General features: G+C 67.1%; 22 protein-coding genes and 1 riboswitch. Of the genes, 12 read left to right on the plus strand and 10 right to left on the minus strand.

The genetic code is table 11. From position 1 onward, the window contains the following. Positions 1-10: 10 nt before the first annotated feature. Positions 11-1630: a 6-hydroxynicotinate reductase gene (locus ACT531_RS03155; RefSeq protein ID WP_476016434.1), complete on the minus strand. Its 1620-nt coding sequence runs from the start codon at positions 1628-1630 to the stop codon at positions 11-13. A 175-nt stretch (positions 1631-1805) separates the two neighbouring features. Between ACT531_RS03155 and fdxA the strand changes: the two genes are divergently transcribed. From fdxA to ACT531_RS03175, 4 genes are all read left to right on the plus strand, one after another. Further along, the gene (fdxA, locus tag ACT531_RS03160; protein ID WP_056057161.1) at positions 1806-2135 is read left to right on the plus strand and encodes a ferredoxin FdxA; all 330 of its coding nucleotides are present in this window, start codon (positions 1806-1808) and stop codon (positions 2133-2135) included. Positions 2136-2201: 66 nt separating this feature from the next. Then, positions 2202-2978, plus strand: a complete 777-nt coding sequence (locus ACT531_RS03165; RefSeq protein WP_015012048.1) for a ferredoxin--NADP reductase — start codon at positions 2202-2204, stop codon at positions 2976-2978. A gap of 50 nt (positions 2979-3028) precedes the next feature. Next, positions 3029-3745 (plus strand): TetR/AcrR family transcriptional regulator, encoded by a 717-nt coding sequence (locus tag ACT531_RS03170; protein WP_476016435.1) that lies wholly within the window; start codon positions 3029-3031, stop codon positions 3743-3745. Between the two features lie 68 nt (positions 3746-3813). Next, on the plus strand, positions 3814-5001 hold the full coding sequence (locus tag ACT531_RS03175; protein ID WP_295943392.1) for an amidohydrolase family protein: 1188 nt from the start codon (positions 3814-3816) through the stop codon (positions 4999-5001). 84 nt (positions 5002-5085) lie between these two features. Here the strand turns inward: ACT531_RS03175 and ACT531_RS03180 are convergent, their stop codons facing one another. Together ACT531_RS03180 and ACT531_RS03185 are read right to left on the minus strand one after the other, a co-directional pair. Further along, on the minus strand, positions 5086-5883 hold the full coding sequence (locus ACT531_RS03180) for an outer membrane lipoprotein (protein WP_476016436.1): 798 nt from the start codon (positions 5881-5883) through the stop codon (positions 5086-5088). A gap of 318 nt (positions 5884-6201) precedes the next feature. Next, positions 6202-7206, minus strand: coding sequence for a YihY/virulence factor BrkB family protein (locus ACT531_RS03185; protein WP_476016437.1), 1005 nt, complete (start codon positions 7204-7206; stop codon positions 6202-6204). Positions 7207-7504: 298 nt separating this feature from the next. Here ACT531_RS03185 and ACT531_RS03190 point away from each other — a divergent pair, with 298 nt between their 5' ends. The 4 genes from ACT531_RS03190 to ACT531_RS03205 all read left to right on the plus strand — a co-directional run bounded on the left by ACT531_RS03190 (position 7505) and on the right by ACT531_RS03205 (position 12191). After that, positions 7505-8278, plus strand: a complete 774-nt coding sequence (locus ACT531_RS03190; protein WP_056057149.1) for an SDR family oxidoreductase — start codon at positions 7505-7507, stop codon at positions 8276-8278. 71 nt (positions 8279-8349) lie between these two features. Further along, positions 8350-10041, plus strand: coding sequence for a long-chain fatty acid--CoA ligase (locus tag ACT531_RS03195; protein WP_476016438.1), 1692 nt, complete (start codon positions 8350-8352; stop codon positions 10039-10041). A 107-nt stretch (positions 10042-10148) separates the two neighbouring features. After that, the gene (locus ACT531_RS03200) at positions 10149-11327 is read left to right on the plus strand and encodes a serine hydrolase domain-containing protein (protein WP_476016439.1); all 1179 of its coding nucleotides are present in this window, start codon (positions 10149-10151) and stop codon (positions 11325-11327) included. A gap of 321 nt (positions 11328-11648) precedes the next feature. Continuing rightward, on the plus strand, positions 11649-12191 hold the full coding sequence (locus tag ACT531_RS03205) for a shikimate kinase (RefSeq protein ID WP_060986156.1): 543 nt from the start codon (positions 11649-11651) through the stop codon (positions 12189-12191). 68 nt (positions 12192-12259) lie between these two features. Here the strand turns inward: ACT531_RS03205 and ACT531_RS03210 are convergent, their stop codons facing one another. Beyond that, positions 12260-12637: a hypothetical protein gene (locus ACT531_RS03210; protein WP_476016440.1), complete on the minus strand. Its 378-nt coding sequence runs from the start codon at positions 12635-12637 to the stop codon at positions 12260-12262. Positions 12638-12801: 164 nt separating this feature from the next. Continuing rightward, positions 12802-13731: a LysR family transcriptional regulator gene (locus ACT531_RS03215; protein ID WP_476016441.1), complete on the minus strand. Its 930-nt coding sequence runs from the start codon at positions 13729-13731 to the stop codon at positions 12802-12804. Between the two features lie 158 nt (positions 13732-13889). On the opposite strand from ACT531_RS03215, the gene ACT531_RS03220 reads away from it, so the two are divergent. After that, positions 13890-14291, plus strand: coding sequence for a RidA family protein (locus ACT531_RS03220; protein WP_060986158.1), 402 nt, complete (start codon positions 13890-13892; stop codon positions 14289-14291). A 72-nt stretch (positions 14292-14363) separates the two neighbouring features. Here the strand turns inward: ACT531_RS03220 and metH are convergent, their stop codons facing one another. The 3 genes from metH to ACT531_RS03235 all read right to left on the minus strand — a co-directional run bounded on the left by metH (position 14364) and on the right by ACT531_RS03235 (position 18566). Continuing rightward, complete coding sequence (gene metH, locus ACT531_RS03225) at positions 14364-17117, minus strand: methionine synthase (RefSeq protein WP_476016442.1); 2754 nt, start codon at positions 17115-17117, stop codon at positions 14364-14366. A 20-nt stretch (positions 17118-17137) separates the two neighbouring features. Continuing rightward, positions 17138-17239: riboswitch (S-adenosyl-L-homocysteine riboswitch) on the minus strand. 18 nt (positions 17240-17257) lie between these two features. After that, positions 17258-18022: a hypothetical protein gene (locus tag ACT531_RS03230; RefSeq protein WP_476016443.1), complete on the minus strand. Its 765-nt coding sequence runs from the start codon at positions 18020-18022 to the stop codon at positions 17258-17260. Between the two features lie 88 nt (positions 18023-18110). Next, positions 18111-18566 carry a PACE efflux transporter gene (locus ACT531_RS03235; RefSeq protein WP_476016444.1) on the minus strand — a complete coding sequence of 152 codons (456 nt, stop codon included), beginning with the start codon at positions 18564-18566 and terminating at the stop codon, positions 18111-18113. 74 nt (positions 18567-18640) lie between these two features. On the opposite strand from ACT531_RS03235, the gene ACT531_RS03240 reads away from it, so the two are divergent. Next, on the plus strand, positions 18641-19582 hold the full coding sequence (locus ACT531_RS03240) for a LysR family transcriptional regulator (RefSeq protein ID WP_476016445.1): 942 nt from the start codon (positions 18641-18643) through the stop codon (positions 19580-19582). Positions 19583-19615: 33 nt separating this feature from the next. Here ACT531_RS03240 and ACT531_RS03245 read toward each other — a convergent pair whose 3' ends face one another. Continuing rightward, positions 19616-20452: an MBL fold metallo-hydrolase gene (locus ACT531_RS03245; RefSeq protein ID WP_476016446.1), complete on the minus strand. Its 837-nt coding sequence runs from the start codon at positions 20450-20452 to the stop codon at positions 19616-19618. Positions 20453-20550: 98 nt separating this feature from the next. Between ACT531_RS03245 and ACT531_RS03250 the strand changes: the two genes are divergently transcribed. Continuing rightward, the gene (locus ACT531_RS03250; protein WP_476016447.1) at positions 20551-21540 is read left to right on the plus strand and encodes a GlxA family transcriptional regulator; all 990 of its coding nucleotides are present in this window, start codon (positions 20551-20553) and stop codon (positions 21538-21540) included. Positions 21541-21855: 315 nt separating this feature from the next. Next, positions 21856-22767 carry a PPK2 family polyphosphate kinase gene (locus ACT531_RS03255; RefSeq protein WP_476016448.1) on the plus strand — a complete coding sequence of 304 codons (912 nt, stop codon included), beginning with the start codon at positions 21856-21858 and terminating at the stop codon, positions 22765-22767. A gap of 57 nt (positions 22768-22824) precedes the next feature. On the opposite strand, the gene ACT531_RS03260 is transcribed toward ACT531_RS03255, so the two are convergent. Further along, complete coding sequence (locus tag ACT531_RS03260; RefSeq protein WP_476016449.1) at positions 22825-23583, minus strand: hypothetical protein; 759 nt, start codon at positions 23581-23583, stop codon at positions 22825-22827. Positions 23584-23782: the final 199 nt, after the last annotated feature.

Raw genomic sequence — 23782 nt, forward strand, 5'->3', positions numbered from 1 at the left:
TGCGATCCACTCAACCCAGCAGAGGCGGGCGACCCAGCGGCCACGGGTTGGCCGCGGGCAAGGTTTGCCACACGCGCGCCTGCGGAGCCCCGTCGTTGTGCCACGCACCGCGCTCCAGCACGTCGCGCAGGCTGCGGATCTGTTCGATGTGCCCGCCCAGCGCTTCGTAGTCCGCACGGCGCATGCTGAACTCGATGGGCGCCACGATGGCGGGCGTGGGCACGGTGCCAAAACTGTTGTCGGGCATGCGCAGCACGTCGGCCATCACGGTGATACCGCCGCCCGGCCACACATAGGCCGGGGCACCGCCACAGGTCACATTGACCAGCGCGTTCTTGATGGAGCGGGTGAGCAGCACCGGGTTCTCGGTGACGCCTGCGCGCAGGCTGCCGCCTGCACCGCCGAGGAACAGCACGGAGGCCAGCGAGGGCTCGCAGTTTTCGCCGATGCGGTCCACGATGCGGCGCACTTCGGTGGGCATCTCGGCCTCCACCGGGTGGAGTTGCGCGTCCAGCACGTACCAGGAGGCGTGCTCTCCGGTGGTGGAGGTCATCAAGAGGCGCAGCCCCGGCCAGGCGACTGATTCGTCCCAGCCCTCGATGATGGACAGCGGGTCGGCAATGTCGGTGCCGCCCCAGCCGGTGCCCGGGTTCGCGACCTGAAAGTAGCGGCCCGGCGTGGACTTGCGCCCGCGCATCTGGATGCCCGAGGGCTTCATGTCCAGGCAGCGGCCCGCCTGGTGCTCGGTGAGCACGCCGGTGATGTGGTCGTCCACCACCACCACCTCGTCTGCATGGCCAAAGAACTGGCGCGCAAAGATGCCGATGGCCGCCGAGCCGCAGCCCACGCGCATGCGCTGCTCGGCCACACCGTTGACGATGGGCGCGCGGCCGGCCTGGATGATAAGCTGCGAGCCACCGTCGATGGTGAACTCCACCGCCTGCTTGTTGCCCAGCGCCTGCATCATCTCGGCGGTGATGCGGCCTTCCTTCTTGGTGCCGCCCGTGAGGTGGTGCACACCACCCAGCGACAGCATCTGCGATCCGTATTCGGCCGTGGTCACATGGCCCACCACCTCGCCCTTGCAGCGCACGTTGGCCTGCTCCGAGCCGAGGAAGCGGTCGGTGTCGATCTTCACCTTGAAGCTGCAGTAGCTGAAGATGCCCTCGGTGACCACTGTGACCATGTCCACGCCGTCGGTTTGGGAGCCCACGATGAAGGGCGCAGGCTTGTAGTCAGGGTAGGTGGTGGATGAGCCCACGCCTGTCACGAACACTTCTTCCGACAGCAGCAGGTCGCCGTTCCATGCGGGTTCAGGAGCCACTTCGGTCCCTCCACCTTCTGCAGCCTCGGCGCGGCCCGCAAACGGCACCAGCGTGGCCTCACCCGCCTCCAGCGTCTTGCGCAGCAACACCACCGGGTCCAGCCGCACCAGCACGCCCGCCTGGTTGGCGTAGCGGTCGCAAGCGCCTGCGCGGCCTTCGGAAATCTGGCACAGCACCGGACACGCATTGCACTCGACCTTGGCGGCATTCATGCGCTCGTTGCGCGGCCGGGCGCGCTCCAGCACCTGCGGCAACTCTGGCGCATCCATGCCCGGCAGCCCATCGGTCTTGGTGTGTTCAGTCATCGTGGCGACCCATTCATTGCATTGTTGCAAGTGCTTGTACGCGCTTTGCATTTTGTGTAGCATTCACTTAACTTAAATGTTGTGAACACTACATTTCATGTCAATGTAGCGGAATCAAACAGACTCTGCAATGGTGTTTTCGCACCCCCAAAAACGGTGCACGAGGAGCCCCAAAATGACGCACGTTGTGACGGACGCATGCATTCGGTGCAAGTACACCGACTGCGTCGATGTGTGCCCGGTCGATTGCTTCAAGGAGGGGCCGGAATATCTGGTCATTGACCCAGACGAGTGCATCGACTGCGCGGTGTGCATTCCGGAGTGCCCGGCCAACGCCATCTATGCCGAAGACGACCTGCCCGAAGGCATGGAAATCTTTCTGCAGTTCAACAAAAAGCTGGCGCCCACGCTACCCACAATCACCAAAAGAAAAGCGGCTTTGCCAGATGCGGAACAATGGAGGGTTGTGAGCCACAAGCTTTCAGGCCTGAACATTGCGCTGTAGAGCGCATGGGGCCCTGCTCTTCAGCCAAATTCCTTATTTGCTTCCAACTTTTCCATCTAACGCACCATGAGCGCCTTTCTTGACGAACGCGTCCTGACGGTCCACCACTGGACGGACCGCCTTTTCTCCTTCACCACCACGCGCGACACCGCACTGCGCTTCTCCAACGGACATTTCACGATGATTGGCCTGCGCGGCGAAAACGGCAAACCCCTGCTGCGCGCCTACAGCATCGTGAGCCCCAACTACGAAGAGCATCTGGAGTTCCTGTCCATCAAGGTGCCCGACGGCCCGCTGACCTCGCGCCTGCAGCACATCAAGGTGGGTGACACCATCGTGGTCGGCAAAAAGCCCACGGGCACCCTGCTGATCGACTACCTGCTGCCTGCCAAACGCCTGTACATGCTCTCCACCGGCACGGGCGTGGCACCGTTCCTGAGCCTGATCCGCGACCCCGAGACGTACGAGAAGTTCGAAGAGGTCATCCTGGTGCACGGCGTGCGCGAGGTGAAGGAGCTGGCCTACCACGACTACATCACCGAAGAACTGCCCAAGCACGAGTTCCTGGGCGAGATGGTCAGCAAGCAGCTCAAGTACTACCCCACCGTGACGCGCGAGGCCTTCAAGCACCAGGGCCGCGTCACCACGATCATCGAGAACGGCCAGCTGGCGCGCGACCTGGGCCTGCCCGCGCTCAACCCCGCCGAAGACCGCGTGATGATCTGCGGCAGCCCCGAGATGCTGCGCGACCTCAAGCACATGATGGAAGAGCGCGGCTTCAATGAAGGCAACACCACGAAGCCTGGCGACTTCGTGATCGAACGCGCGTTCGCAGAGCAGTGATCCCCGGCGGGCTCCACTCCCGGGGCCCGCGTCATCCACCAGGACCCGCCATGTCTGCCACTCCCACCAAGACCCGGACCGCGTCCCCCCGCGCAGCCTCTGCCCGCAAGACGGGCGTGCGCGAGCAGGCCGCACAGACCACGCGCGACAACATCCTGAAGGCGGCGACCAAGGTGTTCGCCCGCTACGGCTACGAAGGCGGCAGCGTGGAGAAGATCTCCAAGGCGGCCAAGTCCTTCGACCGGATGATCTACTACTACTTCGGCAGCAAGGAAGGTCTGTTCATCGAGGTGCTGGAGGAAACCTACCGGCGCATGAACGATGCCGAATCCAAACTGGACCTGGACACCGCCAAACCGGTGGAGGCGCTGCAGGCCGTGATCCGCTTTGTGGTGGGCTACTACCGCAAGAACCCCGAGTTCATCACGTTGCTCAACACCGAGAACCTGCACAAGGGCAAGCACATTTCCAAGTCGATGCGCGCCCGTGAATATTCGTCGCCTGCCATCGAGGTGATCCGCCGCGTGCTCGACAGCGGCCAGGCGCAGGGCCTGTTCCGCAAGGACGTATCGGCGCGCGATGTGTACCTGCTGATCGCCGCCACGGGCTACTTCTACATGTCCAACCGGCACACGCTGTCGGCCTTTCTGGGTGAAGACCTGGAGACGCCCGACGCGCTGGCGCACTGGGAGTCGTTCGTCATCGACACCGTGCTGCGCACCGTGGCGCCCGGCCCCCACCTGCCCAAGGGCAGGGCAGCGGCCTGAATCAACAAGAGATTTTTCCCTGCGGAGTGCCGCGTGGCGCCCCGCCCACCACCCCACGAGGAGAATCCATGGCAGAAGCAGCAGCAGGCGGCAAATCGGGCAAGGTCGTCATCCAGAACATCGGTCTTTTGTTGTCGGGGGACCTGGACCGGCCCATCCTCGACGCCGACACCATCGTGGTAAACGACGGCCTCATCGTGGCCGTAGGCCGCTACAAGGACTGCGATACCGACCACGCCAACACCGTGATCGACGCACGCCAGACCTGTGTGGCGCCGGGCCTGATCGACAGCCACGTGCATCCAGTGTTTGGCGACTGGACGCCGCGCCAGAACCAGATCGGCTGGATCGACTCGACCATGAACGGCGGCGTGACCACCATGGTGTCGGCCGGCGAAGTGCACCTGCCCGGCCGCCCCAAGGACATCGTGGGCCTCAAGGCCCTGGCCATCACCGCGCAGCGCGCGTTCGACAACTTCCGCCCCGGTGGGGTGAAGGTGATTGCGGGCGCCCCGGTCATCGAAAAAGGCATGACCGAGCAGGACTTCAAGGACATGGCCGACGCGGGCGTGACCCTGCTGGGCGAAGTGGGCCTGGGCTCCGTCAAGGCGGGCTACGAGGCGCAGCAGATGGTGGCCTGGGCGCGCAAGCATGGCATCCAGAGCACCATCCACACGGGCGGCCCGTCCATTCCGGGCTCGGGCTTGATCGACAAGGACGTGGTGCTGGAGGCTGATGCCGACGTGATCGGCCACATCAACGGTGGCCACACCTCGCTGCCCTGGAAGCATGTGTGCGAGCTGTGCGAGAAGTCGTCCCGCGCGATCGAGCTGGTGCACAACGGCAACGAGAAGATCGCCATCCAGGCTGCGCGCGCAGCCATGGAGCTGAAGTGCCCGCACCGCGTGATTCTGGGCACCGACGGCCCTGCGGGCTCGGGCGTGCAGCCGCTGGGCATGCTGCGCATGATTGCGCTGCTGTCGAGCTTTGCCGACATCCCCGCCGAACTGGTGTTCTGCTTTGCCACCGGCAACACGGCGCGCATCCGCAACCTGAACTGTGGCCTGATCGAGGTGGGCCGCGCGGCGGACTTTGTGTTCATGGACCGCGCCCAGCACACCGCTGGCGCCACGTTGCTGGAGAGCGTGCAGCTAGGCGACATCCCGGGCATTGGCATGGTGATGATCGACGGCCTGGTGCGCTGCGGCCGCAGCCGCAACACGCCGCCTGCGACCGAGATTCCGGTGGTGCTGTAACCCGCCAACCAGCCACCAGCAACCAACAGCGACAAAAACAAAAGCCCGCATTGGCGGGCTTTTGTTTGGAGGGAAGCAATGGGCTCAGTAGGTGTCCGACACCCGCACCGCACCTGGCTGGGGCTGTGGCTGCGCATAGGGGTCTGCCGCCCGGGCCGAGCCGCCCTGGTCCACGCGGAAGCCCTTGCCCTGCAGCACCACGGGCGTGCCCACTGCCGTGGGTTCTGCGCGCTGGAAGTGGCGCAGCGAGCCGTCTTCCATGCGCACCGCCACCTGGTACACCGTGTGGGTGCGGGTGCGCTCTTCGACCTTGTGGCCCACGTAACCACCGCCCACGGCGCCCAGCACGGTGGCGGCGGTGCGGCCGCTGCCCTTGCCGATCTGGTTGCCCACCACGGCACCCAGCACGCCACCGGCCACGGCGCCTACGCCGGTGGCAGGCGCGGCTTGCTGAACCGCCTGCACCGATTCAACGCGGCCACAGCTGCGGCACACGGGCGCCGCTGCACGCACGGGCTGGGCCACACCCCCGGGGGCCATGCCGCCCGCCATGTCGCCGGATCGGCCTGTGCTGCCGCCCGGTTGCACACGGTAGTTTGCTCCGCTATTCATAGCATTCTGGGTAGGTACGACCGGCGCTTGGGCGCGTCTTTCTTCAATGATCTCGGACTCAGGCGTGCGGGGGGCCGCTGCCAGGGTGGCGGGGGCTGCCGCATCAGCTGCCGCCGGTGCCTGGTTTTGCATCACCAGGGTGGCGCCCAGGGCCAGCACGCTCACGCCCAGCACGCCAATGGCTGCCCACATCCATTTCAGGGCCGGGCCGGCGGTGGCCGCAGCAGGGATCGACGCAGGCGGGGTGGGAGAAGAAACCGTCAGGTTCATGGTCATTTCCTTGTTCGTATCGGAGAAGTCCGCAGGGGGCGGGTGTGCAAAGAAAGCGCTGTGCGCCCGCTACGGGATGGGGCCGTGGTGTTTCAACGGACCAGATGAGCGAAAGGTACACAGCGGCGGACGCTGCGGTGTGGCCGGTTTGTAAGCGGCAGTAAGCAGCGGTAAACCCCTTTTGGCCGCATTTGTGCCCAAGGGCCTGGCGCAGAGCCCCTGCTGCCCCAGCCTGACAGCGCACCGGGCGCCGTCGCGACAGTGGCCTCGACGAGGCCCGTGCCAAACCATCTGTGTACTGGGAGCTGTTGCCAACATTTACAGCTCCTGCACCCGTGCCCGGGCGGATGCCGCCCAGCGCGCCAACGCCGCTGGGCGGCGCGGGCCGGAATGCAAGGCATCCTCCAGCGCCTGCGCACAACTCGCAGAAAACAGCAGGATGGCCGACGAAAAGTAGATCCACATCAGCAGCACCACCAGCGAGCCCGCCGCCCCGTAGGCCGACACCACGGCGGCGGTGGACAGGTACCAGGCCAGCAGCTGCTTGCCCACCGTGAACAGCGAGGCCCCCACCACGGCGCCCATCACCAGGTAGCGCAGCGACGGCTTGGGGCCCGCGCCGATGCGCATGAGCCCCACAAACAGCGCCACGGCCAGGCCAAAGGCAATGGCTTCATTGACGAGCTGCAGCAGCGGCGCCAGGGGCGCCAAAACAGGCAGGTGGCCCGCGGCCAAATGCTGCCCGGCCCAGCCCGCCAGCAGGTGGATCAAGGTGGACAGTGCCAGCGACACCAGCAACAAGAACCCCAGCGCCAGCACATAGGCCAGCCCCCGCAACCGCAGGGACGCCATGCGCCACCACGCGGCGCGCTGGGGCGGCGTGTCATCGTCTCGGCGCCAAAGCCGCTCCAGCGCGGACTGCAGCTCCACAAACACCCCGGTGGCGCCCGAGACCAGCACCACAAATCCGATGACCGATGCCAGCCGCCCCTCTGACGGCGCCCGCGCGCTGGCCAGGGCCTGGCGCACCACGTCGGCCACCTGCTGGCCCATCACCGACTGCACCTGGGCGACCAGACTGCTCTCCAGGTAGCCGCGGTCCACCCACCAGCCCAGCACGCCCACCAGCAACAGCAGCAGGGGCGCCAGGCTCAGCATGCCGTAGAACGACATGGCCGCACTCATGCGCAGCCCGTCGGCGTCCAGCCACATCTGCGCGGCACGCCAGAATGGCTGCACCAGCCGCCACAGCGGCTGCAGGGGCTGGGCCATGCGGGCAAGCCAGGGGGTGGTTGTCGCCAGGGGCGGGGAAGACTCGTTCATCCCTGCGAGCCTAGGGCCAGGGCGCGCATCCGTCCATCCGCCGTGGCCGCAAGCGGGGGTAGGCGCCATCCCACACGCGGCGAGAAAAGCGGCAGCGCCCAGAGTTTCAAAGGTGACAGCGTCGGTTTTACACCGGGCTGGCGCGGGGCTAGCATGAAGCGCTGACTCACCGGCTTGCACGGCGGCCACCGCCGCCTTCCCCGCACCCCTTCACCCCACCCGGCGCGCCACGAGCCACCGGGCACGGGTCGGGCACTCATTCACCTTCACCCTCTCTCTGCACGAAAGCGTTTTCTCCATGAGCGTCAAGCAACTCTTCGATCTCACCGGCCAGGTCGCCCTGGTCACCGGCGGCTCGCGCGGCCTGGGCCTGCAGATGGCCGAAGCCCTGGGCGAAATGGGCGCCAAACTCGCCATCACCGCGCGCAAGGCCGATGAGCTGGCCGAGGCCAAGAAGCACCTGGAAGGCATGGGCTACGAGGTGCTGACCGTGGTGAACGACCTGCAAAAGACCGAAGACATCCCGGGCCTGGTGGACCAGGTGGTCGAGCGCTTTGGCACCATCGACATCCTCGTCAACAACGCAGGTGCCACCTGGGGCGCCAAGGCCGAGGACTACCCCGACGCCGCCTGGCACAAGGTGATGGACCTGAACGTGAGCGCGCCGTTCTTCCTTTCGCGCGAAGTGGGCAAGCGCTGCATGATCCCGCGCGGCAAGGGCTCGATCATCGTCACGGCCTCAGTGGCCGCACTGAAGGGCACGCCCCCGGGCATGAACACCATTGCCTACAACACCTCCAAGGCTGCCGCGCTGCACTTTGCGCGCACGCTCGCGTCCGAATGGGGGCACTACGGCGTGCGCGTGAATGCGATCTGCCCGGGTTTTTTCCCCAGCAAGATGGCCAGCGGCCTCATCGAAAAACTGGGCCCTGCGATGATCGAGCGCACGCCCCTGCGCCGCATTGGCGGCGAAGAGGACCTCAAGGGCGCGGTGGTGTTCCTGGCGTCCAACGCCTCGCGGCACATCACGGGTGAGTCCATCGTGGTGGATGGTGGCGCCAGCTTGATCTAATGCCCCCCTGGGGCGCGACCTGCTTCGTCAGGTCTGCGCCCCGCACGAACCAACCCAGCGTTCCGTATCCCATGTCCGACCGCCACCTCGCCCACTGGCCGCCCGGCCTGTCGCGCCACCTCACGCTGCCGCAGACACACCTGTTCCACAACGCCGAGGTGTCGGCCGCGCGCTACCCGGACAAGCCCTTTCTGGTGTTCTACGACACGCTGGTGACCTTCCGCCAGTTCCAGCAGCAGGCCGAGCACATTGCGGGCTTCCTGCAGCAGGTGTGTGGCGTGAAGGCGGGCGACCGCGTGCTGCTGTACATGCAGAACAGCCCACAGTGGATCCTGGCGTTCTACGGCATCCTGCGCGCCAACGCGGTGGTGGTGCCGGTGAACCCCATGAACCGCACCGACGAGCTGCGCCACTACGTGCACGACAGCGGCGCCACCGTGGCCTTTGTGCCGCAGGATCTGCATGCGCTGGCGCAGCCGCTGGTGGATGCTGCTGGGAGCGAAGGCAAGCTGAAGCACCTGATCGTGGCCGCCTACAGCGACTACCTGCAGGTGCCCACCGACCTGCCCGTGCCCGCGTTCGTCAGTGCCCCGCGCCAGGCCATTGATGCGCCCGGCGTCGCGCTGTGGAGCGACATGCTGGCGCAGCAGCGCACCCCAGGCCCCATCACCACCGGGCCCGACGACCTGTGCGTGATGCCCTACACCTCGGGCACCACCGGCCACCCCAAGGGCTGCATGCACACGCACCGCAGCGCCATGAGCACGCTGGTGGGCGGCGTGCAGTGGTTTGCGCGCACGCAGGATTCGACCTACCTCGCGGTGCTGCCGCTGTTCCACGTCACCGGCCTGTCGGGCAGCATGAACGGGCCGCTGTTTGTGGGCGCCACCGTGGTCGTGCTGCCGCGCTGGGACCGCGACGCCGCCGCCCAGCTCATCCAGCGCTACCGGGTCACCATCTGGCAGGCCATCTCGACCATGGTGGTGGACTTTCTGGCCAACCCGCGCATCGCCGACTACGACATCAGCAGCATCCAGGCCATACGCGGCGGCGGCGCGGCCATGCCCAAGGCCGTGGCGCAGCAGCTGAAGGACCTGACCGGGCTCGACTATGTGGAGGGCTACGGCATGTCCGAGACCATGGCCGCCACCCACATCAACCCGCCCCACCGCCCCAAGCCGCAGTGCCTGGGCATCCCGGTGTTTGACGTGGATGCGCGCGTGGTGGACCCGGCCACGTTCGCCGAACTGCCCCCGGGCGAGATCGGCGAGATCGTGGTGCATGGCCCCCAGGTCATGCTGGGCTACTGGAACAACCCGCAGGCCACTGCCGACAGCTTTGTGATGCTGGACGGCAAGCGCTTTCTGCGCACGGGCGACCTGGCGCAGGTGGACGAGGACGGCTACTTCTTCATGGTGGACCGGCTCAAGCGCATGATCAATGCGTCGGGCTTCAAGGTCTGGCCTGCCGAGGTCGAGGCCATGATGTACGCCCACCCCGCCATCCAGGAGGTGTGCGTGATCGCCGCGCACGACGAGCGCCGGGGCGAGACGGTCAAGGCCCTGGTCGTGCTGCGCGACGCCTTCAAGGGCCAGGTGAGCGAGCAGTCCATCATCGACTGGAGCCACGAACACATGGCCGCCTACAAAAGCCCGCGCATCGTGCAGCTGGTGGACAGCCTGCCCAAGTCCGGCACGGGCAAGGTGCAGTGGCGCGAGCTGCAGGAGCAGGAACGCAGCCACGCGGCCGGTGCGACGCCCTGAAACCCGCGTTCAAGGCCTGCCATATTTGCTCTGTTTTTGATAGCTACTAGCGCAATATGCACTAGCGCTACCAGCCAAAATTAACTCAAAACCCACTTCCCACTGCCATGAACCCCACCGCCCTCGCCCGCCTGCGCTCCGTGCTGCAAACCCATGTGGACCAGGGCCTGCTGCCCGGTGCCGTGGCCCTCATCCACCACCAGGGCCACACGGTGCTGCACACGGCGGTGGGCCACCAGCGCCCGCCCAGCGCCGAATCGGCGGTACCCGCCATGGCGCCCGACACGGTGTTCCGCATCTACTCCATGACCAAGCCCATCGCCTCGCTGGTGGCGATGATGCTCATGGAAGAAGGCCGCCTGCTGCTGTCGCACCCCGTGGCGCACTACCTGCCCGCGTTTGCCGGCCAGCGCGTGTACGACGAAGCCACCGGCACCACCGCCCCCGTGCAGCGCGAGGCCACGGTGCACGACCTGCTGCGCCACACCGCCGGCCTGAGCTACGCGTGGGAGGCCGGCACCGTGCCAGACGCCTACCGTGCCGCCCGCGTCGGCTCGCGCCGCCACAGCAATGCGGACTTGGTCGCGGCGCTGGGCCCACTGCCCCTGCTCCACCAGCCCGGCACCCGCTGGGAATACAGCCGCGCCACCGACGTGCTGGGCGCGGTGCTGGAGGTGATCGAGGGCGAAAGCCTGGGCGCCATCCTGCAGCGCCGGGTGTTCGGCCCGCTGGGCATGCACGACACGGGCTTCTCGGTGCCTGCCGCGCAGCAGCACCGCCTGGCCGAAGCCTTTGAGCGCGACCCGCAGACCGGCCTTGGCATGCCGCTGATCGACGTGACCGCGCCGCCCGTGTTCGAGTCGGCCGGTGGCGGGCTGGTGTCTACCGCCAGCGACTACGCGCGCTTTTTGCAGCTCATGCTGGGCCGGGGCACCGCCCCCGGGCCCGACAGCCCCAACGGCACCAGCGGCAATGACGCCCCCGTTCGCCTGCTGGGCCGCGCCACGGTGGACTTCATGACCGCCGACCACCTGGGCAACCTGCCCGTGGCGGGCGACATCCTGCCCACCGGCTATGGCTTTGGGCTGGGCGTGGCCGTGCGCACCGCCACGGGCCAGGCCACCCGCCCCGGATCGGCCGGGCACTACAGCTGGAGCGGCCTGGGCGGCACCTTCTTCTTTGTGGACCCTGCGGAAGACCTGTTCGCCATCCTGCTCACGCAGGCGCCCGGCCAGCTGCGGTATCTGTGCGAGCTGTATCCGGCGCTGGTGTACGCCGCACTGTGATTCGGACACCCCCCTGAGCGCGCGCCACGGGGCAGCCGCCAGAGGCGGCAGCTCTTCAGGCCGTCCAAGCCTGCGCAGGCAGGCTTGGAGCCGCGGCCCTCAGCCCCCCGCTCTCGCGCTGCGCGCGGGCAGGGGGACGACGCCCTCGCTGCGGGGCGGCCCTTGCTCGGCATCCACTGGTCTGGGTCGCGCCAGTTGCTAAGGCCGTGCCTGACATGCGGTGCGCGGGGGCAGGCTTACACTCAACGCCTAGTCAAGGCACGCGACACAGCCCCACCCGCAGTGCGCAAGCCCGTCCCCCCAGACCTCTTTCTTGAACCTATGCAGATTCGCTGCGCACTGGTCGGCATGCCCGGCTCGGGCAAATCCACCGTCGGCCGGCAACTGGCCCACCGCGCGGGCGTGCCCTTCATCGACCTGGACCACCGGCTGGAACAAACCCTGGGCACCACCATCCGCAGCTTCTTCGAGGCCGAGGGCGAAGCCCGCTTTCGCGACATCGAGGCCCAGGTGCTGGCCGACGTGGCCCGCCAGCCCGGCGGCATGGTCCTGTCCACCGGCGGCGGCGCTGTGCTACGCCCCGAAAACCGCGAGGTGCTGCGCCAGTTCGGCAACGTGCTGTACCTGCGCGCCTCGCCCGAAGAAATTTTCAAGCGCGTCAAACACGACAAAACCCGCCCCCTGCTGCAAGGCGGTAACCCCATGGACAAGCTGCGCGACCTCTACGCCCAGCGCGACCACCTGTACCGCGAGACCGCCCACTACGTGATCGAGACCGGGCGGCCATCGGTGCACACGCTGGTCAACATGGTGATGATGCAGCTGGAGATGGCGGAGAGTGCGGGTGGGGCGGGGTCGCACTGAGGCGATAGCGCCTTGGTCCCACCCTGATCAAAGGGCCCCGCGCTGAACTGCAAGTCGTCTGGCTTTGCTCAGCAGATATTGCCCCCGATGCTTTTCCCGTCTTTCAGATCAAAGCCGAAATAGCAGCTGTAGTCGGAAGGGGAATAGCGGATGCACTGAAGTCGGTCGCGGGCTCGTACCCGCGTTTTCGGGTCGGACCCGCACTCTGTCTTCACATCGGGCCCCATGCGGTCAAACAAGTCGCGGGCCGCTTTACCCTGCACATGGAATGACACTTTGGCGTCGTGGGCTGTGGGCGCCGTTGGGTCACCCAAACCTCCAGAATAGATTGCCATTTGCGCATTGACTGGCTTGAATTCAAATGCCCAGTTTGCTGCCATGGCGCATGCCCCCATCCACATCAGCGCTCCCATGAGCACGATTGATTTTCCCGTCCCTTTTTCCATCCCAGCCTTCCCACTCTCTTGTGAATAACGGAGCATAGCCCTCGGCAGAACGCGACATTGATGGACACGCGCTATCAATGCGGTGCGCATGGCGTGTGCAAGCGCCTGCCGGGCAGGCTGTCTCTTCCGGCATTCCATGAACGGTTTCTGTGGTCGAAGGTTTCCTATAGCGTCGTCGAAGTACGCTGAAGCGGCGCATGCAGCGCCATCAACCCCGCCACCCATTCAATGAACACCCGCACCTTGGCGCTCACATGCCGTTGGGGTGGGTAGGCCACGTACAGCGGCATGGGCGCAAGCGTCCAGTCTTGCAGCAGGGGCACCAGCTCGCCGGTGGCCACGTGGGGGCGGGCCATGTAGTCGGGCAGCCAGAGCACGCCCAGGCCCGCCAAGCCTGCGGCCAGGTAGGCGTTGCCGTCGTCCACGGCGCAAACATCGTGGCCCTGGGCGCGCACGTGTTCGGTGCCACGGCGCATCTCGAACGGCAGGGGCTGGCCGGTGCGCGCCCACAAAAAGCCTACGGTGCGGTGGTGCGGGCCTTCCAGCGCCTGCGGATGCGCGGGCGTGCCCGCACGCTGCAGGTAGCTGGGGGCGGCGTACACGCGCAATTGCAGGTCGCCCACATGGCGTGCGACCAGCGCGGGGTTGGTGAGGGCGCCGCCGCGCACCACGCAGTCCACGTTGTCGCCCACCATGTCCACGGGGCGGTCGCTCACCCCCATGTGCAGGAGGATGTCGGGGTACTGCGCGTGGAACGCGGGCAGCGCGGGGATCAGTATCAAGCGGGCCAGCGGGCTGGGCACATCCACCCGCAGGCGGCCCCGGGGCGCGGCGGCGGCGGTGGATACGCTGGCGTCGGCATCGTCCAGATCGGCCAGCAGGCGCACCACGCGCTCGTAGTACGCAGCGCCGTCGGGCGTGACCTGCACGCGCCGGGTGGTGCGGTGCAGGAGCTTCACACGCAGGCGTGCTTCGAGCTGCTGCACCAGCTGGGTGACGGTGGTGCGGCTCAGGTGCAGGGTGAGGGCGGCCTTGGTGAAGCTGCCGGATTCCACAACGCGGGCGAAGGCCTGCAGGGCGTCAAAACGGTCCATGGCGTAGAGGTAGTTGGGGCGTGCCGAAAGGGCGACATGCCCGCCATTGTTTGGCGATCAGGAACAGTGGTGCGCAGATTAGCCTGTTTATCAGAACAACGCACGCTTCTACAGTGCCTGCATCGCAACCCTCTGCCCTGCAGAACGAAAGGATTTCCATGCCCCAACGTGATGTTGTCTTTCCCGCAGGCCGCCAGGCGCTGTACGAGCGCAACCGCTATTCGCCCGCCGTGCGGGCCAACGGTTTCCTGTTTGTGTCCGGCCAGGTGGGCAGCCGCGAAGACGGCTCGCCCGAGCCCGACCTGGCCGCGCAGGTGCGCCTGGCGTTCAGCAACCTCAATGCCGTGCTGCAGGCAGCGGGCTGCACGTTTGATGATGTGGTGGATGTGACGATGTTCGTGGTCAACCCCGAGGCGAACTTCGAGACCGTCTGGGGCGTCGTGCCCGAATTCTGGGGCGAGGCGCCCCACCCCACGCTGACGGGCATCGGGGTGACCTGGCTGTACGGCTTTCAGTTCGAGATCAAGGTGATTGCGAAGCTGCCGGAGAGCGCGGTTTGATGGCCGATTTTTGAATCAAATAGGCCGCTAGCGCTTGTTGGTCAAGCGCTAGCAGCTATTTCATTCATAGCATCACAGATTCGGTGCCAACAACCGCTCCAGCACCTTCTCATCCATGCCCCGGCGCTCGGCCATGTCGTGCAGCTGGTCTTCGCCGATCTTGCCGACGTTGAAGTACACCGCCTCGGGGTGGCCGATGTAGAAGCCGCTCACGCTGGCCGCAGGGGTCATGGCCAGGCTTTCGGTCAGGCCCATGCCGATCTCTTCGGCGTTCAGCACGCGGAACAGGTCGGTCTTGGCGCTGTGGTCCGGGCAGGCGGGGTAGCCGGGCGCGGGGCGGATGCCGCGGTACTTCTCGGCAATCATGTCGTCGTTGCTCAACTGCTCGCCCGCTGCGTAGCCCCACAGGTCGGTGCGCACGCGGTGGTGCAGGCATTCGGCAAAGGCTTCGGCCAGACGGTCGGCCAGGCTCTTGAACATGATGGCGGAGTAATCGTCCAGCGCGTCGATGAAAGCCTTTTCCTTCTTCTCCACACCCAGCCCGGCGGTGACGGCGAACAGGCCCGCGTAGTCGGCAATGCCACTCTCCTTGGGGGCCACAAAGTCGGCCAGGCAGCGGCTGGGGCGGGTCACGCCGTCGATGGTGTGCTTCTCGGCCTGTTGGCGCAGGCCATACCAGGTCATGGCCACCTCGGTGCGGGTGTCGTCGGTGTAGAACTCGATGTCGTCGTCGTTCACGCTGTTGGCAGGCAGCAGCGCCATCACGCCGCTGGCCGTGAGCCACCGGCCTTCGATGATCTTTTTCAGCATGGCCTGGCCGTCTGCAAACACGCGCGTGGCTTCCACGCCCACGATCTCGTCCGTAAGGATCGCGGGGTACGGGCCGGCCAGGTCCCAGGTCTGGAAGAACGGACCCCAGTCGATGTACTTGGCCAGCTCGGCTAGGTCGAAGTTCTTGAACACGCGGCGGCCCAGCGCGCGGGGCACGGCAGGCTGGTAGGCAGACCAGTCCACCGGCGTCTTGTTGGCGCGGATCTTGGCCAGGGGCCACAGAGGCGTGGCCTTTTTGTTGGCGTGCTGGGTGCGCACTTTTTCGTAGTCGGCGTTCAGCTCATCCACATAGCTCTGCACGCCGTCGCCCAGCAGGCTTTGCGCCACGCTCACGCTGCGCGAGGCGTCGGGCACGTAGACCACGGGGCCTTCGTAATGCGGCGCGATCTTGACGGCAGTGTGCACGCGGCTGGTGGTGGCGCCACCAATCAGCAGCGGGATCTTCTTGACGCGGAAGTGCTCGTCTTTCTGCATCTCGCCGGCCACGTACTGCATCTCTTCGAGGCTGGGGGTGATGAGGCCCGACAGGCCCACGATGTCCGCCCCCTCGACCTTGGCCTTGGCCAGGATCTCGTGGCAGGGCACCATCACGCCCATGTTCACCACCTCGAAGTTGTTGCATTGCAAGACGACGGTGACGATGTTCTTGCCGATGTCGTGCACGTCGCCCTTGACGGTGGCAATGACGATCTTGCCCTTGCTGCGCACGTCGCGGCCGGCCAGTTCGTCCTGGCGCTTTTCTTCCTCAATGTACGGAATCAGGTGGGCTACGGCCTGCTTCATCACGCGGGCGCTCTTGACCACCTGGGGCAGGAACATCTTGCCCGCGCCGAACAGGTCGCCCACCACGTTCATGCCGTCCATGAGCGGGCCTTCGATCACGTGCAGCGGGCGGCCGCCCTTGGCCAGGATCTCGCGGTAGGCCTCTTCGGTGTCTTCGGTGATGAAGTCGGTGATGCCATGCACCAGCGCATGGCTCAGGCGCTCGCCCACGGTCTTGGGGTGCTCGGGCGTGCCGCGCCATTCGAGTTTCTTGCTCTCGTCCTTGGCGCCGCTTTTGGCGGTTTCGGCAATCTCGACCAGGCGCTCGCCCGCATCGGGACGGCGGTTGAGCACCACGTCTTCCACGCGCTCGCGCAGTGTGGGCTCCAGGTCGTCGTACACGCCCACCATGCCCGCGTTGACGATGCCCATGTCCATGCCGGCCTTGATGGCGTGGTACAGAAACACGGTGTGGATGGCCTCGCGCACAGGGTCGTTGCCACGGAAGCTGAACGACACATTGGACACGCCGCCCGACACCTTGGCGCCCGGCAGGTTCTGCTTGATCCAGCGCGTGGCTTCGATGAAATCGACGGCGTAGTTGTTGTGCTCTTCGATGCCCGTGGCCACGGCAAAGATGTTGGGGTCGAAGATGATGTCTTCGGGCGGGAAGCCCACCTCATCCACCAGCACGCGGTAGGCGCGTTCGCAGATCTCGATCTTGCGGGCATAAGTGTCGGCCTGGCCCACTTCGTCAAACGCCATCACCACGGCGGCGGCGCCGTAGCGCTTCACGAGGCGCGCCTCGTGCTTGAACTTCTCCACGCCCTCTTTCATGCTGATGGAGTTGACGATGCCCTTGCCCTGGATGCAGCGCAGCCCGGCCTCGATCACCTCCCACTTGGAGCTGTCCACCATGATGGGCACACGCGCGATGTCGGGCTCGGACGCGATGAGTTGCAGAAACCGCACCATGGCGGCCTTGCTGTCGAGCATGGCCTCGTCCATGTTGATGTCGATGACCTGAGCGCCGTTCTCCACCTGCTGGCGCGCCACGGCCAGGGCCTCTTCGTACTGGCCGTTCAGGATCATGCGCGCAAACGCCTTGGAGCCGGTGACGTTGGTGCGCTCGCCAATGTTGACGAACAGCGTGCCCTCGCCAATGGAGACGGGCTCCAGGCCGGACAGCTTCATGGGGGGCAGGGACGGGGCAGACGCGGACATAGGACTCACCTGTGCAGGGGCAGCAGAAAAACAGGTGAGCGTCGTTGCGGTGGGGCTTGAATAGCTTGTGGAGTGCCCAAGCCTGACGGCTTCACCATGGCGGTGGGGCCGCTGCAACGCTCCTTGGGCAAGGGGCGGATTTTACCGGGTCAGCGCACTGGCAGGAATTGCAAGAAGGTGCCGCCCACAATGCCCTGCACATAGCTGATGGCCGCGCGGCGGTACTTTTCGGTGGTGAAGGCGGCCAGCAGATCGAGCCGCGCGATGATCTTGCCGAACTCGCGCTCGAAGCTCAGGTTGCGGCCCTGGGCGCCGATTTCGTCGGCCAATAGCAGGGGCTGGCCCTGGGCGTTGCGGCGCTGCGCCAGCAGCCACACGGCGGTCTCGACGTTGCGCGCGGCGTTGTAGAGGTGCTGGGCATCCATGCCGTCCAGCAAGAAGAACTCCGTCTTGCCGCCGTGGGCGGTGATGATCATGTCGGCCGTGGCATGGATGAAGGCCGCCACACGATCGCCCCCGAACTCGGGCGCCAGCGCCAGCGCCATGGCGGCGATGTCGCGGCGGCCCTGCAGCGGGCCCCAGGGCTGGCGCTGCAACACGGCGGTGCGCAGCTGCTCCAGCGCCTGCTCGCGGCTGGTGGCAGTGCCCTTGCGCCATTCGGCGGGGTTGCGGCGGTAGAGCTTGTCGGCCAGGCGCAGCAGGCCTTCCAGGTTCTCTTGCATGGCCAGGGTGGCCATGCGGTTGGCGTCGGACTGGGCCAGCTCGGCGGCATGGGTGGGCGTCCCCTTCACCTCGCCGCGCGGCGTGGGGGCGTTGCTGGCACAGCCTGCCAATACGCAGCAGGACACCGCCACGCCAGCCCACCGGCCCGGCAATCCCCGCAGCAGCAGCAACAACAAAAACGGCCCTCTCATGGGGCCGATTATGGGTGGCGGCTGAGCGTCCCTGACCGCCGGTGAAGGGCGGTTGACATTGTTTGAAGAAGCGCGCTCAAGGCCTTTGTTACGACGCTGCCATGGCCGATGCAGGCAGGCCGAACAGGTGGTCGAACACCCAGTTGAAGACAAAGGTGTAGCCAAGGAAGAACACGATGAGCCCCAGGTCCATCACAAACGCGTGCCACAGGCTCACGCCAAACCACCAGGCAAACAGCGGCACCAGCGTGAAGACCAGGCCGCCCTCGAACCCGATGGCGTGTGCCACGCGCCGCGCCACGCTGCGCCCGCGCACGGGCTGGCGCGCCTCCCAGCGCTCGAAGGCCCAGTTGAAGACGATGTTCCAGACGATGGCGATCACCGAGGCTGCCACCGCCACCACGCTCGAATGCCCCGCGCCCTGGCCCGTGAGCAGCGCCAGGCCCACCGTGGCGGCGCCAATGGCGATCAGCTCGTACAGGGTCACGTAGATCACGCGGCGTTTGACGCCTTGCAGGCCAAAAAGGGTGGGTGTCTTGTCCATGGACGGTACTTTATATTCGCCGCACTGACATATAAAGTCAGCTTGTTTCAGTTTTATTGATAGATTGATACCCCATGGCGTTCAACTCCGACAGCGTGCAGGTGTTTCTGACCGTGCTCGACCACGGCTCGTTCTCGGCCGCCGCGCGGGCCTTGTCGCGTGTGCCGTCGGCGGTGAGCATGACCATTGCCCATCTGGAGGCCGAACTGGATGTGCAGCTGTTTGACCGCAGCGGACGCGAGCCCCGCCCCACCGCTGCCGCCCGCGCGCTGGAGCCCCAGGCCCGGCTGCTGGCGGGGCAGCTGCAGCAGCTCAACGCCCAGGCGCTGGCGCTGACCCAGGGGCTGGAGGAGCGGCTCACGCTGGCCATTGCGCCCGAGCTGCTGGCCTCGCGCTGGACGGAGGCGCTGGCGGCATTGGCGCAAGAGCACCCGCTGCTGCAGATCGAGGTGCTGGCCGCGCCGCAGGTGGATGCGCTGGCGCTGCTGCACAGCGGCCGCGCGCAGCTGGCGCTGGTGTTCGAGCGGCCCAGCATCGACGGGCGCGAGGGCTTTCAGGAGGTGGGCACCGAAACCCTGGTGGCGGTGATGGCGCCGCAGCACCCGGTGCTGGTGGCCGCCCGCGCCGCCGCCCAGGCACGGGGTGCCCCACCGGAGGACGCCATGCTGCGCGAGGAGCACCTGACCACCACACGCCAGATCGTGGTGGCCAGCCGCGACCTGGCGCAGACCGACCCGCGCTTTGTGTTTGCGCGCCACCACTGGCGCACCGACAACCACCTGGCCGCGCTGGGCCTCATCGAAGCCGGGATGGGCTGGGGCTGGCAGCCGCGCGCGCTGGTGCAATCGCGCATCGAGGCGGGGCGGCTGGTGGAGATGCCCTTCGAGAACCTGAGCAACGGCGCCGCGCTGTGGGTGGACGTGGTGTGGTCCAAGGAGCGCCCGCTGGGCCTGGGCGCTGCGCGCTTTGTGGCGCTGATGCGCGACCAGCGCGCGCTGGAGGCCGAACTGGCGTGAGTTGCAGCCTTTTTAGGCGGTAGCGCTAGTCGATCATGCCTCTGCAGCTACTGAATTCATAGCATCGCTTTTAACGGTGGGCCCGGGGTAGTGCCGACACTCGCCGTCCTCGGGCACCCACAGGCGGTGCGCCCACCCGCCACGCTGCGCCAGGGCGCGCACCTGGGCGCGGGTGGTGGGGCAATGGTCCAAGGCCTCCAGGTGGTTGACCACCACCGCGCCGGTTGTCAGCGCAGCGGCGTGCGCGACCTCGGCGGCGTCCATCAGGATGTCGGCGCCCAGGTCAAACCGGGCGCCACCGGCGGGCAGCACGGCCACATCGGGCTGCAGGCGCTGCAGGCAGTCGCGCACCGGGGGCGTCAGCACGGTGTCGCCGGCCAGGTACACGCTGGGCTCGCCCGGCAGCTCCAGCAGGTAGCCGTGGCCGTGCTCCATGAAGCGCGCCACCCAGCCCCGGCCGTGGGTGCAGGCCACGGGCGTGACCTGCCCGCCCAGCGCAAACGGCTGGCGGCCCTCGCCCGCCAGCGGCTGCACCTGCAGGCCGCGCTGCGCGAGGTAGGCGGCGTCGTGCGGCATGCAGAAGACGGGAATCTGGCGCTCGCGCAAAAACTGTTTGCCCGCGCGGTCCAGGTGGTCAAAGTGCCCGCGCTGGCAATGGGTGATGAGCGCGTGGGTCACGCGCTGCAGTGCCGCGTCGGCCTCGGCGGGCAAATCCACCAGGGGGTTGCGCTGGCGCCGGGTGCCCAGGTAGCGCAGCGCGGGCAGGCTGCCCCGGGGCGCGAGCATGGGGTCCACCAGCAGGCCGACGGGGCGGCCCGCGTGCTGAAACTCCAGCAGAACGGTGGCGTTGCGCAATTGGGTGATGAGCATGGGGGGCTTTCAGTGGGAGGAGGTGTTGCCATTGTTGAAAAGCAGGCCTCCCGCGAAAATGGCGCAGATTGACAATTTCTTGCGCTTTTGTGCCACCCATGGTTCTTCCATCCCCAACACCCCAGCCGCCCCTGCGCGTGGCACTGCTGCTCTACCCGGGCTGCATGCCGGCGGGCCTGTTTGCGGCGGCGGACATGGCACGCGCCGCCAACCTGCGTGCGCAGGCCAGCGTGATGGACATCTGCTGGGCAGGGGTGGACCGGTCGCCCGTGCCCACCTGGCAAGGCCCCGCGCTGGCCCCCTCCGTGGCACTGCAGCAGGCCGAGGCCGATGTGGTGCTGGTGCCGGGCCTGTGGCTCTCGTCGCCTGACCAGCTGCAAGGGCCGCTGCAGCAGCTGGCCCCGACGGTGCAGGCCTTGCGCGCGCTGCCCCGGCGCACGCAGGTGTGGAGCTACTGCGCGGGCGTGGTGCTGGCGGCCGCCAGCGGGCGGCTGCGCGGCCAGGGCGCCACGGCCACCTGGTGGTTGCGTGCCGCGCTGGAGCAGCAGTTCGCGCAGGTGGACTGGCGCTTTGACGAGCCGCTGGTGGCCGGCCCCACCGCCACCACGGCCGCCGGGGCCAACGGTTACCTGCCGCTGATGCTGCACGCGCTGGCCGCCCGCCTGCCGCCCCAGGCGATGACCGACCTGCAGGAGCTGCTGATGCTGCCCCGCCCCCGCACGGCGCACCCGGCATTTGCCGGGCATGACCTGATGACGCTGGCAGACGACGACCTGCGCCGCGCCATGCTGTGGGTGCAGCGCCGCCCCGCCACCGATCTGCGGCTGCCCGCGCTGGCCCAGGCGCTGGGCCTCTCGCCCCGCACACTGGCGCGGCGGGTGCAGGCCCACACGGGCCTGACGGCGGCCCTGTGGATGCGCCGCATCAAGCTGCGCCAGGCCAGCGAGGCGCTGTGCGACACGCCGCTGCCGCTCAAGCGCATTGCCGAAGACCTGGGCTTTGCCAGCGAGGCCGGACTGCACCGCGCGTTCCGCCAGGCCACGGGGCAGACGCCGCTGGCCTACCGCATGGCACATGGCGTGCGCTAAGGGATCTTCTGCACGAATCGAGCGGCAAGTGGGCGCTGCGGATCGGGATGGGCTGCAAGGCGCAAAACGCAGCAATAGCCGCAGCTATTGCGAGTATTTGCAACGCCGCAGACCGCCCGAGACCGCAGCGGCACACGGCGCGGTGATTTGTGCAGAGGGTCCCTCAACGGCTCCCGCGGCAATTTTCAAGCCCAATCTGCTCCAAGCGCTAGTGAATCATACGCAATCAGCTATCAACTTGATAGCATCATGTTTTCGTAGAAGAGGAGACCGCGCCCCCACAGCTGACGTACGATGGCCCATCGAGGAGCCCGCATGAACCACCCGTTTCACAGCAGCAACAAAGACGTGGCCCAACGCTGGTCGCAATGGCAGCCGGACGCGCCGCAGCATGACGATGACAAGCGGCCCGACGGCCAGCCCGAGCGGCGCAAGGCCGGCAAACACCGCCGCACGGTGTCGCTCAAGGACTTTGATCCGTCGGCCAAGCCGTTTTCGCTGGGCGACAAGCTCAAGGACAAGGCCGCCACCGAGTCGATTGCGCAGGAGCTGGACACGCTGCAGAACCTGTTCTACGCCGACAAGCGCTACAAGCTGCTGGTCATCTTGCAAGGCACCGATACATCGGGCAAGGACGGCACCATCCGGGGCGTGTTTGGCCGCATGAGCGCGCTGGGCGTGCACGCCGTGGGTTGGAGCGCCCCCACCGAGGCCGAGCGTGCCCACGACTACCTGTGGCGCATCCACCAGAAGGTGCCCGGTGCGGGCGAGATCACGGTGTTCAACCGCAGCCACTACGAGGACGTACTGGTGCCCGCCGTCAACGGATGGATCACGCCCGAACAGCACCACCAGCGCTTTGGGCACATCAACGACTTCGAGCGCATGCTCACGCACACCGGCACCATCGTGCTCAAGTTCATGCTGCACATCAGCGCTGACGAGCAGCGCGAACGCCTGCAGGAGCGCCTGGACGACCCGGCCAAACACTGGAAGTTCTCGATGAGCGACATCGAGGCCCGCAAGCAGTGGAGCCAGTACCAGAAGGCCTACGAAATGCTGCTGGCCGCCACGCACACGCCCTGGGCGCCGTGGACCATCGTGCCCGCCAACTCCAAGACCCACCGCAACCTGATGATCGCTACGCTGGTGCGCGAGGTGCTCACCGGCCTGGACCTGCGCTACCCGCCGGGCGACCCGGCGATGCAGAAGATCCGCATCGAATAGGCCCCGCCCCGCAGCGGGCCCGGCAGTGCGCGGTGCGGACAAAAACTGCGCGTGTCGTCACTGGCCCGGTCGGCATTCCGGGATACGGCCCCAGGCGTCGCCGCAGAAGTTCTGCCGCGTGCGGGTGAGGCAGCTCGCGCGCGACAGCTCGTTGCTCATGGCCGCGCACTGGGCCAGCGCGCCGCGCAAGCGGGCCAGGCTGTCGCCCGGCGACGGCACGGGTGCTGCGGGAGGCGGCCAGGGTGCGTCGTCGGCTGGTGCCGCCGTGCGCGGCTTGCCGGTGGCGGGCAACGATGCCGCATCGGCCACGCGGGGCACGGTGACGGGGGTGAACGGCGGTGCAGAGGCTGCCGCTGCGGCTGCGGGCGGGGGGGCGGCAGTGGCGCTGTCTGGTGCAGACGCAGTGGCCGCCGGGCGTGCGCGTTGGGATTCGATGATTTCTTCCACCGGCTCGGGGCGCGCGGGTGCGGACTCCGCAATGCCCGGGATGCTGGGCACGGCCGCTGGCGCTGCGACAGCCGGGGCCTGCCGCGCGGGCGGCGCAGCATCGGGCCGGCCTAGCAGATACCAGGCTGCGGCGCCTGCCACCACCAGCAGGGCCACTGCGGCGCCTGCATAGGCCAAGAGGGGTCGCTGGCGCGTCGGGGTGGCAGCGGGGTGCTCGTCGTCATCGAACACAAACTCCATCGGCGCCGGGTCATTGGAGGCAGCGGGGGGCACCTCTGCCTCCAGCGGGTGGGCGCACTTCACGCACCAGCGCGCCGTCGGGTGGTTGGGCGCCTGGCATTGCGGGCAGGCGGTGCGGGTCACGCTCATGGATATCCCTCTCTTTTTTTCATGGCCCCGGCGGTGCGGTGGGGCCCGGTGCAGCGCCCGGTGCTGCGCCGGGCTGGCTGAGTCTAGGGGCAACGGGCCACTGCGCCAGGGCCAAGGCCACGGGCCGCCACCCCGCCCGCAAATTGCCGCACTGCAGCATTGAATGGCTCTCGGAGAGCCATGCATTAAATGCATAACC

The sequence above is a fragment of the Acidovorax sp. DMC1 genome (assembly GCF_056314325.1).